Source organism: Mucilaginibacter sp. HD30, assembly GCF_054061755.1.
Window position 1 is genome coordinate 2,712,813 of the sequence record NZ_JBSSEO010000001.1, and the last position, 13,330, is coordinate 2,726,142.

General features: G+C 42.7%; 18 protein-coding genes. 13 read left to right on the forward strand and 5 right to left on the reverse strand.

What is annotated here, in order from left to right:
- Nucleotide 1 precedes the first annotated feature (1 nt).
- On the reverse strand, nucleotides 2-379 hold the full coding sequence (locus ACVW2L_RS12900) for a response regulator (RefSeq protein ID WP_457128380.1): 378 nt from the start codon (nucleotides 377-379) through the stop codon (nucleotides 2-4).
- 158 nt (nucleotides 380-537) lie between these two features.
- On the opposite strand from ACVW2L_RS12900, the gene ACVW2L_RS12905 reads away from it, so the two are divergent.
- Both ACVW2L_RS12905 and ACVW2L_RS12910 read left to right on the forward strand, forming a co-directional pair.
- Nucleotides 538-810, forward strand: coding sequence for a hypothetical protein (locus tag ACVW2L_RS12905; RefSeq protein ID WP_457128381.1), 273 nt, complete (start codon nucleotides 538-540; stop codon nucleotides 808-810).
- Nucleotides 807-1,568: an MBL fold metallo-hydrolase gene (locus ACVW2L_RS12910; protein WP_457128382.1), complete on the forward strand. Its 762-nt coding sequence runs from the start codon at nucleotides 807-809 to the stop codon at nucleotides 1,566-1,568. Before ACVW2L_RS12905 ends, ACVW2L_RS12910 begins: the two co-directional genes overlap by 4 nt.
- Before the next feature lie 4 nt (nucleotides 1,569-1,572).
- Here ACVW2L_RS12910 and bla read toward each other — a convergent pair whose 3' ends face one another.
- Nucleotides 1,573-2,457 carry a class A beta-lactamase gene (gene bla, locus ACVW2L_RS12915; RefSeq protein WP_457128383.1) on the reverse strand — a complete coding sequence of 295 codons (885 nt, stop codon included), beginning with the start codon at nucleotides 2,455-2,457 and terminating at the stop codon, nucleotides 1,573-1,575.
- A gap of 110 nt (nucleotides 2,458-2,567) precedes the next feature.
- Between bla and ACVW2L_RS12920 the strand changes: the two genes are divergently transcribed.
- From ACVW2L_RS12920 to ACVW2L_RS12955, 8 genes are all read left to right on the forward strand, one after another.
- Nucleotides 2,568-3,485 carry a DUF72 domain-containing protein gene (locus tag ACVW2L_RS12920; RefSeq protein WP_457128384.1) on the forward strand — a complete coding sequence of 306 codons (918 nt, stop codon included), beginning with the start codon at nucleotides 2,568-2,570 and terminating at the stop codon, nucleotides 3,483-3,485.
- 11 nt (nucleotides 3,486-3,496) lie between these two features.
- Complete coding sequence (locus ACVW2L_RS12925; RefSeq protein WP_457128385.1) at nucleotides 3,497-4,561, forward strand: M20 family metallo-hydrolase; 1,065 nt, start codon at nucleotides 3,497-3,499, stop codon at nucleotides 4,559-4,561.
- A 30-nt stretch (nucleotides 4,562-4,591) separates the two neighbouring features.
- Nucleotides 4,592-5,173, forward strand: coding sequence for a zeta toxin family protein (locus tag ACVW2L_RS12930; RefSeq protein WP_457128386.1), 582 nt, complete (start codon nucleotides 4,592-4,594; stop codon nucleotides 5,171-5,173).
- Nucleotides 5,160-5,357 carry a hypothetical protein gene (locus ACVW2L_RS12935; protein WP_457128387.1) on the forward strand — a complete coding sequence of 66 codons (198 nt, stop codon included), beginning with the start codon at nucleotides 5,160-5,162 and terminating at the stop codon, nucleotides 5,355-5,357. Before ACVW2L_RS12930 ends, ACVW2L_RS12935 begins: the two co-directional genes overlap by 14 nt.
- 60 nt (nucleotides 5,358-5,417) lie before the next feature.
- Entirely contained in the window at nucleotides 5,418-6,755 is a 1,338-nt protein-coding gene (gene argH, locus ACVW2L_RS12940; protein WP_457128388.1) for an argininosuccinate lyase, read from the forward strand.
- A 127-nt stretch (nucleotides 6,756-6,882) separates the two neighbouring features.
- Nucleotides 6,883-7,083 carry a YwbE family protein gene (locus ACVW2L_RS12945; RefSeq protein ID WP_457128389.1) on the forward strand — a complete coding sequence of 67 codons (201 nt, stop codon included), beginning with the start codon at nucleotides 6,883-6,885 and terminating at the stop codon, nucleotides 7,081-7,083.
- 85 nt (nucleotides 7,084-7,168) lie between these two features.
- On the forward strand, nucleotides 7,169-7,846 hold the full coding sequence (locus ACVW2L_RS12950) for a DUF1345 domain-containing protein (protein ID WP_457128390.1): 678 nt from the start codon (nucleotides 7,169-7,171) through the stop codon (nucleotides 7,844-7,846).
- Nucleotides 7,847-7,940: 94 nt separating this feature from the next.
- On the forward strand, nucleotides 7,941-8,531 hold the full coding sequence (locus ACVW2L_RS12955; protein WP_457128391.1) for a PAS domain-containing protein: 591 nt from the start codon (nucleotides 7,941-7,943) through the stop codon (nucleotides 8,529-8,531).
- A 28-nt stretch (nucleotides 8,532-8,559) separates the two neighbouring features.
- Here the strand turns inward: ACVW2L_RS12955 and ACVW2L_RS12960 are convergent, their stop codons facing one another.
- Entirely contained in the window at nucleotides 8,560-9,840 is a 1,281-nt protein-coding gene (locus ACVW2L_RS12960; RefSeq protein WP_457128392.1) for an MFS transporter, read from the reverse strand.
- Here ACVW2L_RS12960 and ACVW2L_RS12965 point away from each other — a divergent pair.
- Entirely contained in the window at nucleotides 9,827-10,342 is a 516-nt protein-coding gene (locus ACVW2L_RS12965) for a hypothetical protein (RefSeq protein WP_457128393.1), read from the forward strand. The two genes, ACVW2L_RS12960 and ACVW2L_RS12965, sit on opposite strands and share 14 nt — an antisense overlap.
- A 17-nt stretch (nucleotides 10,343-10,359) precedes the next feature.
- Here the strand turns inward: ACVW2L_RS12965 and accC are convergent, their stop codons facing one another.
- Complete coding sequence (accC, locus tag ACVW2L_RS12970) at nucleotides 10,360-11,838, reverse strand: acetyl-CoA carboxylase biotin carboxylase subunit (RefSeq protein WP_457128394.1); 1,479 nt, start codon at nucleotides 11,836-11,838, stop codon at nucleotides 10,360-10,362.
- 152 nt (nucleotides 11,839-11,990) lie between these two features.
- On the opposite strand from accC, the gene ACVW2L_RS12975 reads away from it, so the two are divergent.
- A complete protein-coding gene (locus ACVW2L_RS12975; RefSeq protein WP_457128395.1) occupies nucleotides 11,991-12,188 on the forward strand; it encodes a hypothetical protein in 198 nt (65 codons plus the stop codon).
- Between the two features lie 74 nt (nucleotides 12,189-12,262).
- On the opposite strand, the gene ACVW2L_RS12980 is transcribed toward ACVW2L_RS12975, so the two are convergent.
- Nucleotides 12,263-12,811, reverse strand: coding sequence for a c-type cytochrome (locus ACVW2L_RS12980; protein ID WP_457128396.1), 549 nt, complete (start codon nucleotides 12,809-12,811; stop codon nucleotides 12,263-12,265).
- Nucleotides 12,812-12,962: 151 nt separating this feature from the next.
- Between ACVW2L_RS12980 and ACVW2L_RS12985 the strand changes: the two genes are divergently transcribed.
- The gene (locus ACVW2L_RS12985; RefSeq protein WP_457128397.1) at nucleotides 12,963-13,325 is read left to right on the forward strand and encodes a BlaI/MecI/CopY family transcriptional regulator; all 363 of its coding nucleotides are present in this window, start codon (nucleotides 12,963-12,965) and stop codon (nucleotides 13,323-13,325) included.
- The last annotated feature ends 5 nt before the right edge of the window (nucleotides 13,326-13,330 follow it).

The following is a 13,330-nucleotide window of genomic DNA, read 5'->3' on the forward strand; positions in this document are numbered from 1 at the left end:
ATCAGGCAACGGCAGCCGCGCCAGAAAAGTGGCTTTTAACAACACTCAGCAACTCGGGCAAATCAAAGGGCTTGGCTAAAATTTTATCAGCACCGTAATTACCTAATGATTCAAGTACGCGCGGAAAGCCTGATATCATAATAACAGGCAAATGCTTGGTGCGTGGATTTATTTTAAGTTGATGGCAAAGTTCGCCACCATTAATACCTTCTAATATGTAATCAATTATAACCAGCTGCGCCTGCGAATTACGCACAGACTCATAGATGTTATCAACGTGAGATGCGCATTCAACCTCATAACCTTCAGCGGTAAGCGCTTCGTTTAACAGCTCAAGCAGATCATCATTATCATCAATTACCAGAATTTTTTTTGTCATTTATAAGCTCAATAATGGGTCTGCTAATAACAATAAATGGCTGTCAATTGTTTTTCGGCAAGAAAACAATAATTGAAAAATCACCTCATTGAATATTCTGTCTTACTTTCCGTCTTCCTCATTTCCGCGCATCCCAACAAAACACTACTTTTGAAATTATGCTCACGCTTACCACCCATACACTTGAAAAAATGGAACTGCTGCTAAAAACAGCCGGTTACAGGGTGCGTTACGAAAAGGGCAACTTTAAAACGGGAGCATGTTTGCTGCAAAACAGCAAAATAATAGTGATAAACCGTTTTTCAAACCTGGAGAGCAAGGTGCTGGCCATTGCCGATCTGCTGCGCGAACTGGAAGTTGACCAAAACTTGCTTGATGATAAACAGACTGCTTTTTTACAGCAGCTTAAACAAACCAAACTGCAATTGTGATAGTTACTTTTTTAGGAACCGGAACCTCGCAGGGAGTGCCTGTAATTGCCTGTGGCTGCGCGGTATGTACATCAACAGACAGCCATAACAAGCGCTTACGCAGCTCTATTTTGGTAGAAAGTGACAGCACAACAATTGTTATTGATTCGGGCCCCGACTTTAGGTACCAGATGTTGCGGGCAAATGTGCAGCAACTTGATGCACTGGTTTTTACCCACGAGCATAAAGACCATGTAGCCGGAATGGATGATATACGTGCGTTTAACTACAAACAGCAGGCACCAATGGATATTTATGCGGATGCACGGGTGCAGGCTACGCTAAAACGTGAGTTTCCGTATGTTTTTGATGAACACAAATATCCGGGCATTCCGCAGGTTAATCTAAACACCATAGGCCTTGACCCTTTTACAGTTGGCGATATCCGGTTAACACCTATTGAAGTTATGCATTACCGCTTGCCTGTATTAGGTTTCAGGATAAATGATTTTACCTACATTACCGATGCCAAAACCATTGCAGAAAGTGAAAAACAAAAGCTGAGGGGCACTAAAATACTGGTGTTGAACGCGCTGCAAAAACAGGAACATATCTCGCATTTTACTTTTCAGGAAGCTATTGATTTTGCACTTGAAATTGGTGCTGAAAAAACCTATTTCACCCATATAAGTCACCGTTTAGGCAAACACGCTGATGTATCAGCAGAATTGCCACCGGGTATAGAACTGGCTTATGATGGTTTGCGGTTCGCTATCTGATTTTTCACTTTTTACTGATCGCATTATCCCAAACCGCCTTAGTAATGCGCGCAATAACACCCTCGCGCGTGTCCAAATCAGCGGTTGAGTTGCCTGCAAATATGGCAAGCGCAAGATGCTGTCCGTTTGGCAATGTAATTATACCTACATCATTCGTGGCCGGCGATAACCCCGCGCTGTTGGTGGCTGATCTGCCGGTTTTGTGCGCCACCACAGTGCCGGTGGGTAATAATCCTTTTATTTGTTTAGGCCCTGTAGTGGTCTCCACCATTTTTTTCATTAGCGTATCTGTATTTGCTTTATTAAGCGCCTTGCCCTGGTAAAAAACATCCAGCAGATGCACCATAGCAGCAGGTGTACACCAGTTGGTGTATTGTACCTCCCAGGCGGCTGCCATATCCGCTTCGGATGCATCAATAACAACTCCTTTTACGCCAATACTACCCAGATAATCCATCACAGGTTTAACGCCGCCCAGTTTATGCAGCAAAATATCGCAAGCGTTATTATCGCTTAATGATACCATGTAGCTTAGCAATTCGCTGATGGTCATTTCCACCCCTTTGGGGTACTCTTCGTAGATCGCTCCCCAGGTATGGTGCAGGTCACTTTCGCGGATCTTTATGGTTTGATTTAACTTTAACTTACCCTTTTCTACTTGGTTCATTACCGCCAAGGCTATCGGGAACTTCATAACACTTTGCATAACCATTTGCGCGTCTCCATTGTAGGATAACGAATCGCGGGTTTCAATATTCAATGCTGTTACGGCTACAATGCCTTTGGCATCCTTAGCAATATCATTTATCTGTTGCTGTAAAGGAGCCTGCGCATTTACGGACAGAGCTAAGAACATGAGCAACGCCATAGTTATATATCTGTTAAGCATGATATGGTGTTTTATTGTTATGCCAAGGTTAAACGCCCTTGCTTAAATAATATTATGCCAAATGGGGTATGCTGTAAAAGTATTAACTTGCGGGGAAAATTGCTTTAAATATGGAATTTGGCAGGGTACTACCAGAAGAATTAGATGCGGTGGATTTTTCATTTCCACCTGATCCTGAACTTACCGTTAAAACGCTCGCGGCAGCCAGGGGAAAATCGCCCCTGGAGGTACATGTGGGTTGTGCCAAATGGGGTAGGAAAGAGTGGGTAGGAAAGATCTATCCGCCTAAAACAAAAGATGCTAATTTTTTAGACGAGTATGTTAAGCATTTTGATAGTATTGAGCTCAATGCTACATTTTACAATGTTTATCCTGCCGCTACTATTGCTAAATGGAAAGAAAAAGCCGACAGTAACCCCGATTTTAAATTCTGTCCCAAATTTTCACAGAGCATAAGTCATATCCGTCGCTTAAAAAACGCCGAGGAGATAACCACGCAGTTTTACGAAGGTGTTATGGCCTTCGGCGATAAGTTAGGCCCGCTTTTTTTGCAGTTAAGCGATAATTTCACGCCAAAAAGTTTTCCCGAAGTAAAAGCATACCTGGAACATTTGCCTAAGGACGTACCACTATTTGTGGAACTGCGGCATAAAGAATGGTTTGCCAACAGCGAAGCACGCGAAAGCGCTTTTAATTTGATGCACGAGTTGGGTATAGGTGCAGTAATTACAGATGCATCTGGCCGGCGCGACGTGGTGCACATGACTTTGCCTACCCCGCATGCCTTTATTCGTTTTGTGGGTAATAGCTTGCACCGCACCGATTATAAAAGGGTTGATGATTGGGTAGATAGAATTAAACAATGGCGGGATATGGGCCTGCAGTCGGTTTGGTTTTTTATGCACCAGCACGATGAGCGCTACTCGCCCGAACTGGCCGACTATACATCTGAGCAATTGAGTAAAAAGCTTGGTTTAGAACTCCCAAGGCCGCATTTTTTGGATAGGGATAAAGGATTGTTTGAATAGCAAAGTTTGATATGACAGATTTAAACACCCTCTACCAACAAGCGGTGGAGTTACTAAAAAAATTAATTGCCACGCAGTCTTTCAGTAAAGAGGAAGAAGGCACTGCCGATATTATAGAACAATTTTTAAAAGAAAAAGGCATCACCCCCACCCGTAATATCAACAACGTTTGGGCACGTAATAAACATTTTGACGAGGCAAAACCCACCATCTTGCTTAACTCTCATCATGATACCGTTAAACCTAATTCCGGTTATACGCGCAATCCGTTTGATGCTAAAATAGAGGATGGCAAATTGTACGGTTTAGGCAGTAATGATGCAGGGGGTTGTTTGGTATCGCTAATTGCAGTCTTCCTTTACTTTTATGAGCGCGATGACCTGAAATATAACTTTTGCCTGGCAGCAACTGCCGAAGAGGAAATATCCGGACTTAACGGTATTGAGCTGGTAGTGCCCGACCTGGGTAAACTGGATTTCGGTATTGTTGGCGAACCCACTTTAATGCAACTGGCGGTTGCCGAGCGCGGCCTGATGGTGTTGGATTGTGTTGCGCACGGAAAAGCCGGCCATGCCGCCCGTGAGGAAGGCGACAATGCTATTTACAATGCCATGAAAGATATTGAATGGTTTCGCACCTTTAAGTTTCCAAAAGAATCTGATGCTTTCGGACCAATAAAAATGTCTGTTACGGTCATCAATTCAGGCTCGCAACACAATGTAGTACCTGCCAGCTGCAATTTTGTGGTTGATGTGCGGGTTACGGATGCTTATCGCAACGAAGAAGTATTGGAAATAATTGGTGAACATGTTAAGTGCGATCTAAAGGCGCGGTCTACAAGGTTAAAACCATCCTCTATAAGTCGTAATCACCCAATAGTACATGCAGGTATAAGTTTAGGGCGCACAACTTACGGGTCGCCTACTACATCTGACCAGTCGTTATTAGACATCGAAACGATTAAGATAGGTCCTGGCGATTCAGCACGATCTCATATGGCGGATGAGTTTGTGTATGTTGATGAAATACGCGAGGGGATAGAATTGTATGTGCAAATGTTGGAAAAGATAGTGTGATTTGATTTACGAATTTAGATTTACGAAGCAATGCCAAACTTGTATATAATAGCAGGGTGTAACGGTGCCGGTAAAACTACTGCCAGTTATATTGTTTTGCCGGAATTGCTTAACTGTAAAGAATTTGTGAACGCTGATATTATAGCTGCCGGATTATCTCCTTTCAATCCTGAAAGCGTAGCATTAGCAGCCGGACGAATTATGTTGGAACGGATAAGCATCCTGATGAACGAAGGAGTTGACTTTGCTTTTGAAACTACTCTTTCAACTAAAAGCTATGTATCGCTTATTAAAAAGGCAAAAAAAGCCGGTTACACAGTTACGTTGCTATATTTTTGGTTGAGTTCGCCGGAAGTAGCGGTAGATCGTGTGGCAAAAAGAGTAAGTAAAGGAGGACATCATATCCCTGACGATGTTGTAGAGCGGCGATATTATAGAGGAATAATGAACTTGTTTAAATTATATATTCCAATTTGCGACAATTGGACCATCATCAACAACATGGCTTTAAAAGTAGAGGTTGTGGTAGAAAAAGTAAACGCTTCGCCGAAAATAATTTTAAATAACGATATTTGGAAAGAAATTAATGAACAAAGCGATGGCGATCAATAACAGTAATAATAATTTCGATGGCTTTGCAAGCAAAGTGGTTGATGCGCTAAATATCGGCCTTAGGCAAATGGCTGAAAAAGCAGCCGAGAACAACGAAAGTCTTGTTATTGGTTACATGGATGGAACTTCTGCTTCCATTCCGGCTAAAGAACTATTGAAATCCCTTCCAAAAAAAGGCAAGTAGCATATTTGTACCGCCTTTTATCCTGCCAATCATCATCAAAATATTTCTCATATTTGCAGCATGAGCAAGCTTTGGCAAAAAAACATTGACGTTAATAAACTGGTAGAAAACTTTACCGTTGGCCGGGATACTGAGTTTGACGCTCAAATGGCTGCCTTTGATGTGCTTGGCTCATTGGCGCATACCCAAATGCTGCAAAGTATAGGCCTGATGAGTGCAGACGATCTGCAGCTGGTTCAGCGCGAATTAAAACATATTTATTCGGAGATTGAAAAGGGAAAATTCAAAATAGAACCGGGCGTTGAGGATGTACACTCGCAAGTAGAAATGTTGCTTACACAACGCATAGGCGAGGCAGGTAAAAAGATTCACAGCGGCCGCTCACGTAACGACCAGGTGCTGGTTGACCTGAAATTGTTTTTCAGGCATGAATTGCAACAGGTAGTAAATGAAACGGATACCCTTTTCCGCGAGCTTATAGCACTTAGCGAAAAATATAAAGATGTTTTGTTACCGGGATATACCCACTTACAGGTGGCCATGCCTTCATCGTTTGGTTTATGGTTTGGCGCTTATGCGGAAAGCCTGACCGACGACCTGGAGATGGTTTTAGCGGCATACAAGATCACCAATAAAAACCCATTAGGCTCTGCCGCGGGTTATGGGTCATCGTTCCCATTGAACAGAACCATGACCACCGAGCTGTTGGGTTTTGAGAGTCTTAACTATAATGTGGTTTACGCGCAGATGGGCAGAGGCAAAACTGAGCGGGTTATAGCGCAGGCGCTATCATCTATAGCTGCTACGCTGGCTAAAATGGCCATGGACCAAACTTTATACCTAAGCCAGAACTTTGCTTTTGTTAGCTACCCTGATACATTGACCACCGGCAGTAGCATTATGCCGCATAAAAAGAACCCCGATGTTTGGGAAATTATGCGCGGCAAATGCAACCGCTTACAGGCACTACCCAACGATGTAGCCATGATGACGACCAACCTGCCATCGGGCTATCACCGTGAACTGCAATTGCTGAAAGAACTTATTTTCCCGGCCTTTACCGAGTTAAAAAGCTGTTTAAAAATGGCTACTTTCATGCTGCAAAACATTACCGTTAACACAGAAATTTTAAACGACCCAAAATACGCTTACCTATTTAGTGTAGAAGAAGTTAACCGCATGGTTTTGAGCGGCACACCTTTCCGCGATGCTTATAAGCAAGTAGGTTTAGCAATTGAGCAAGGCGATTTTAACCCGGCAAAACAGGTTTTCCATACCCACGAGGGCAGTATTGGTAACCTGAATAACGAACGTATTATTGCGGCAATGGAAACGCTGGTAAACAGCTTTAATTTTGAAAAAGTAAGTTGGGCAGTAACCAGGTTGGTGAAGAGTTAATAGTCCGGAAGTCGGAAAGACCGAAAGTCAGAAAGATTAATATAGGGTTTTCAATATTCACCGACTTTCCGGACTAAAAAACATCTTTCGCACTTTCGGTCTTTCCGACTTCCGAACAAAAAAAAACATGAACGGACAAAACAGAAGCAACATATATCCGGGTTTAGAAGTAGATATCATTCTTAAAAAAGATCAGCGCAGCGGCGCTTTAACCCGCGGTATTGTTGAGCGCTTGCTTACCAGTTCGGCTTACCACTCCCGCGGAATAAAAGTGAGGCTGGAAGACGGACAGGTGGGCCGGGTGGCTTTTATAGTTGATAGCGAATAGTTCATGGTTAACAGATCATGGTATTTTTTATTTATTACAACCAGCAACTGAAAACAATTTGGCCATGAACTATCAACCATGATCTATGAACCAGAAACAAACCAACCGCCAATTATTTTTCAGGCTTGATGCACATTACCGGTTCCTTATCGCCCTGATAGTGGCCATAGCTGCGTTCTTTATAACCCGTAGCAGTCAATCCACTCCGTCTGCCATATTAATGGTATGGATAGCTTTCGCTTTTACAGTGATCGTTATGGATTGGATCATTATTTTTACTTCTCATCCGCAGGAAGTGCGTAAAAACGCCAAGTTGCAAGACTCTAACCGCACTTTTATTTTCCTGTTCGTTATTGCTTCCTCCATAATGAGCCTGGGTGCCATTATTTTTCTGCTGATGTCGGCCAAAGGAAAAACGGGCGAGGGTGTGGCTTTTCCTGTTATACTGGCCCTGGCATCGGTGCTGGTATCATGGTGGTTAGTGCATACGCTATTTACCTTAAGGTACGCCCATTTATATTACGAGCCCGAACATGCACAAAAACCGGTAGGCGGTTTAGATTTCCCCGGCAATGAGAAAGATCCGGATTACCTTGACTTTGTGTATTTTTCCTTCGTTATCGGCATGACGTTCCAGGTATCAGATGTAGAGATCTCATCCAAACGCATCAGGCGGCTTGCGCTATTTCACGCCCTCATCTCTTTTGCTTTTAATACTGCTATTGTGGCCTTGAGTATTAATATAGTTGCCGGATTGATGTAGAAAATCTCGCTGAAAGTATGCTTGATTGGTTATCCTAAGGCTTAATAAAACTAATTACCTGCCAGCTGCGTTCATAAAGTAAATACTGCTACACATGAAGCAATACGACCAGATAAATCATTTCCTTCAAGAGTCTTCCTTTTTTTATACCATTGCAATAGGTATGGACAGTACGTATGCTTATGTAAGTAAAAATTACGACCGCAATTTTGAATTTACCAATGGCACTTTATTGGGAAGACATTTTAGCATAACCCTTCATCCCGAAGATATTGCTATCTGTCAGCAATCAGGGTCAGACTGCTTCGCAAATCCGGGGAAATTAGTTGCGGCTACGTTACGCAAGCACGACGGGCGAGGTGGTTTTGTAACTACGCAATGGGAGATGCAGGCTTACTTTGACGGAGACGGGCAGCCGCAAGGCATATTCTGTGTGGGTTATAATATAACCGAGTTTGTTGACACAAGAAGCAGGCTCAACTCTGCAAATACCCAACTTGACGAGATTGGATTTATTCAATCGCACGTGGTACGCAAACCATTGGCAAATATTATAGGTTTGGCCGAACTGATTCAACACCAAACATCAGACGAAAAGCTTGGCGACCTTTGTACTATGCTCAAAAAAAGTTCTGCTGAACTGGATGATGCAATTAAAAACATCTCCAATAAGACGTCTGAATAGATATATGAAGTAATTATATTCGGTTGCTTTAATCTATCTTGGAATACTTCTTCGTATCCTTCATTAACACGTAAATAGCTAAAGATACCAGGATACACCCGGTAACATACCAGTAAAACCATTCCTGATGGCCTTTATCTTTAAACAACAAAGCGACAGGTTCGGCGGTGCCACCAAATAATGAAACCGCGATACCATAAGGAAAGCCCACGCCTAAGGCACGGATATTTGCCGGGAAAAGCTCTGCCTTTACCACCGCGTTGATGGATGTATAGCCGCTAACAATAACCAGCGCTGCCATAATTAAGCCAAAGGCAACCCAAAAATTGTTGGTGTGGCTTAGCGTTGTTAGTATGGGTACAGTTGCCCCTGTGCCAAATATACCGAAAGCTATGAGCAGTGGCTTACGGCCTATCCTGTCTGACAGCGAACCGAACGCAGGCTGCAATAACATAAAAAACACCAAAGTTAATGTTGATATAAGGGTCGCATCGCTTTTACTGAAGCCGGATGTGATGACCAAAAACTTTTGCATATAAGTAGTAAACGTATAAAAGGCTAAAGTGCCACCCATGGTTAAGCCTATTACAGTTAGTACCGCTTTTGGGTGGGCGGCCAGCGCCCGCAAAGTACCACGAGATGCTTTTTCTTTATCATCTGAAGCAATAATTACAGACTCGTGCAAACTGCGCCTTAAATACATAACGCTGATGGCCAAAACCGCACCAATGGCAAACGGAATGCGCCAGCCCCAGCCATGTAATTGTTCTTCTGTTAGAAACGCCCGTTGCAATATTACCAGCACCCCCAAAGCCAGTAATTGCCCCATTATTAAAGTAACATATTGAAATGATGAGTAAAAACCCCGGTGTTTTTGCGTAGCCATTTCGCTGAGGTAGGTAGCGCTGGTGCCGTACTCGCCGCCAACACTTAGGCCCTGTATAATGCGGGCCAGCACCAATAGTATAGGTGCTGCTACCCCTATCTGGCTATAACCGGGAATAATGGCAATAATAAGCGAGCCGACACTCATCATTAATACAGATGCTGTTAACGCTTTTTTGCGGCCCTTCCTGTCGGCGTAGGTTCCCATTACCCAGCCCCCTATGGGGCGCATTAAAAAGCCTATTGCGAATATGCCCGCTGTATTGAGCAGCTGTACTGTCTCGTTGGCCTTAGGAAAAAAGCTGCCCGAAAAGTAAAGCGCAAAGGCCGAATACACGTACCAATCATACCACTCAACCAAATTGCCTAAAGAGCCGCCTACTATTGACCGGATGCGTTGAGAGGTACTTATGGCTTCGGACATATCAGCGGCTTTGTTTTTGATTGAATTAGTTGAAAATCAATTTATTGGAAATTATTATTACTTTAGATGTGTTGAAATTAACCAAACAAACATGAAAATCCTAAGCTTCGTTCGCGTTAACACAAAAACTTACAACACCTTTTTGTGCATAATTTTACCGTTAGTTACAGTAGCATTGCTGTATCCGTATATTTCTTTGTTGCTAAACTTTAAAATCGATTGGATTTTAAGCCTTGAGTTTTTAAAGTTGATAATAATAATTATGTGTTATGCCGCTCCGGTAACTTATTTTTTAGCTAAGACTTATGAGATGGCATCTTCGGGAGAAGATAAATCACGCGCTAATATAATTTTAGGATTTATCGCCTCGTGCGTATTGATTTTACCTTTGACGTTTATTGGTTTGGTGATGTTTGCCAAACTCAGCTTTTTTATCCCTATAGCTTTTACCGCTACTATAATTTTTATTTACTTCCGCTCATATAAACCGGCAACTATTTAACGAAAATCGCGACAAGTCTATATTTCTTTCCGATTCTTTACCCACGCCGATACTTCTGATGATGCTGCCGCTACACTGCTTTGCCTTGCGCTTAATAAGCGTTCCATAATAAGGGCCGCTATCATCGCTTCCTGCTCGTTATCTTCATTAAGAGCTTCTGGCGTAAAGTATTTTTTAACAAAATGTGTATCAAAGTTCCCGCTGCGGAATGCCTGATGCTGCATAACAAATTTACCGAAGCCCAATGTGGTTGTTATCCCCGTAATAATATACTCATCAATGGCGCGTATCATCCTGTCAATGGCCTCTTCCCGATCTTTACCATACGTAACCAGCTTGGCAATCATCGGGTCATAATAAATGGGGATCTCCATTCCCTGTTCAAAACCATCATCCACCCTAACGCCGGGCCCTTTAGGCGTAACATACGTTTGCAGTGTACCTATATCAGGTAAAAAGTTATTGGCCGGATCTTCCGCATATACACGCAACTCTAAAGCATGACCGTTTATCTTCAGATCAGCTTGAGTAAAACTTAGCGCTTCGCCCCTTGCAATGCGGATCTGCTCTTTAACCAGGTCAATACCTGTTATCATTTCGGTAACCGGATGCTCTACCTGCAGGCGGGTGTTCATCTCCAGAAAATAAAAATTGAGCTGCTCATCCATAATAAACTCCACCGTTCCGGCGCCGGTATAGTTAACAGACCGCGCCACATCCACAGCACAGCGGCCCATTTGCTCTCTTATTTCAGGCGTTAGCACTGCAGACGGCGCTTCTTCTATTACCTTTTGATGGCGGCGTTGCACGGAGCAATCGCGCTCAAACAAGTGTACAATATTGCCGTGTGTATCACCTAAAACCTGGATCTCAATATGTTTGGGTGATGATACATATCGCTCTATAAAAACAGAACCATCGCCAAATGCCGAGGTAGCTTCTGACACTGCTAATTGCATCTGCTCTTCAAAATCATCTGCACCATCAACAATCCGCATGCCTTTGCCCCCTCCGCCTGCGGCAGCTTTTATAAGAATAGGAAAGCCAACTTCTACCGCACGTTGTTTAGCTTCGGCAACATCTGTAATAGCCTCCTCCGTCCCCGGCACCATAGGGATATTATAACGCATTGCAGCCGCTTTTGCCGATAGTTTGTTACCCATTACCTCCATTGCTTCAGGCGATGGGCCAATCAAGGTTAACCCTGCATCGCGCACAGCGCGGGCAAAAGCAGCGTTCTCACTTAAAAAACCGTAGCCGGGGTGGATACCTTCTGCACCAGTTTTTTTACAAGCCGCAATTATCTTATCAATAACTAAGTAAGATTGGTTAGACGGGGCCTCGCCAATATAAACCGCTTCATCGGCATAACGAACGTGCAAAGCATTCCTATCTGCCGCAGAATAAACAGCAACAGTTTTAATACCCATTTCGCGGGCGGAACGCATTACTCTTAATGCAATTTCGCCACGGTTAGCAATTAATATTTTTTGCATATATGTAAATGTAGCACAATTGTAGTATCAATCTCAACTACTAAAAGGCGATATCAAGCTGCGCGTTATAATTACAAAAAAAAAATTTCAATTAATATAACATTTACAACAACTTGTCCGTATTAAACAAATAAAGAGTACAACTTGCAAGAATGAACAACCCTGTAAACCCGATAGACAAAGTGCTTAAAACAAAAGAAGACCTGCAAAGCTTTGTCTTAGCAGCCTTTTTCCTGTTCATTATATTTGTTAAATGCTATATGATGTTGACCAGCCTTAACGCTAACAACGCCGTAAGCAAACAAAGAAATACTGAGATAACAAAAACGCAAACCCGCGCCAGCAGTTAACTATATAACAAACTATTAAAACAAATAAGCTCCCCGGGTATCCGGGGAGCTTATTTGTTTATGGGGCTTTCTTGTTATCCTTGTCTTGGGGCACTACCTGCCGGAGGTGTACCTGCCGGTGGGCCACCCGCTGGCGGGCCGCCTTGTGGCCTTGCTCCCGGAGCACCACCCGGAGGCGGGCCGCCGAAACCAGCGCGTTTTGGTACAGTTAGTTCAGGTTTTGATTTAGCATTATGGCAGGTGTTGCAATTAACACTTGTTAATTTTACCATGCCTAAGGTGTCTTTCTCGCCTGCTTTAAAATATTTTTTATTGATAGATACCATCATTTTATACATGTGGCGGGCCATTTCCTTTTCAGGTTTTGCGTCACTTGCATAATCGGTTCTGTTGGCAGATTCGTCGCGTGCATGGCAAAAATTACAACGTACGCCTAATGATGATGACCACTCGTCCATAATTTTACCAACCTGATTGCGGGTCAGTTTTTTTGGTAAAACTTTAAGATTTGTTGGAGGAGTTTCTGGCGGACGTTGCGGCTGTTGCTGCAATGTCATTGAAGCTAACACTATTACTGCCAGCAGTAATGTGGTTATAACTGTAATCTTTTTGTTCAGGTGCATAATGTCATAATTAAGTCATTAAAAGTACCTATTACGATTGAATGTTGCAACGGTTATTAGAAAATCATTAAAAAGTTACAAAAGTTAAATTTTGTTAAAATAATTTGGATTATTACGAATTGTTCGTAGTTTTACGAAACAATCGTAAAATATGGAGAAGTTATCACAACAGGAAGAGGAAGCAATGCAGGCAGTATGGCAATGCGGGAACGGCTTTATAAAAGATTTTTTAGACCAAATTACAGAGCCCAAACCTCCATACACCACCCTCGCATCAACAGTTAAAAACCTGGAACGGAAAGGCTTTTTAGCGGCTGAAAAAATTGGCAATTCCTATCGTTATAAACCTCTTATAAAAGAAGAGGAATATAAAAAGCGGTTTATGAATGGCTTTGTAAGCGACTATTTTGAAAACTCTTATAAAGACCTGGTTACTTTTTTTGCCAAGGAAAAAAAGATAAGCGCCAGCGAATTGAAAGAAATTATTAAACTGATAGAAAACCCTAAACCTTAATCACA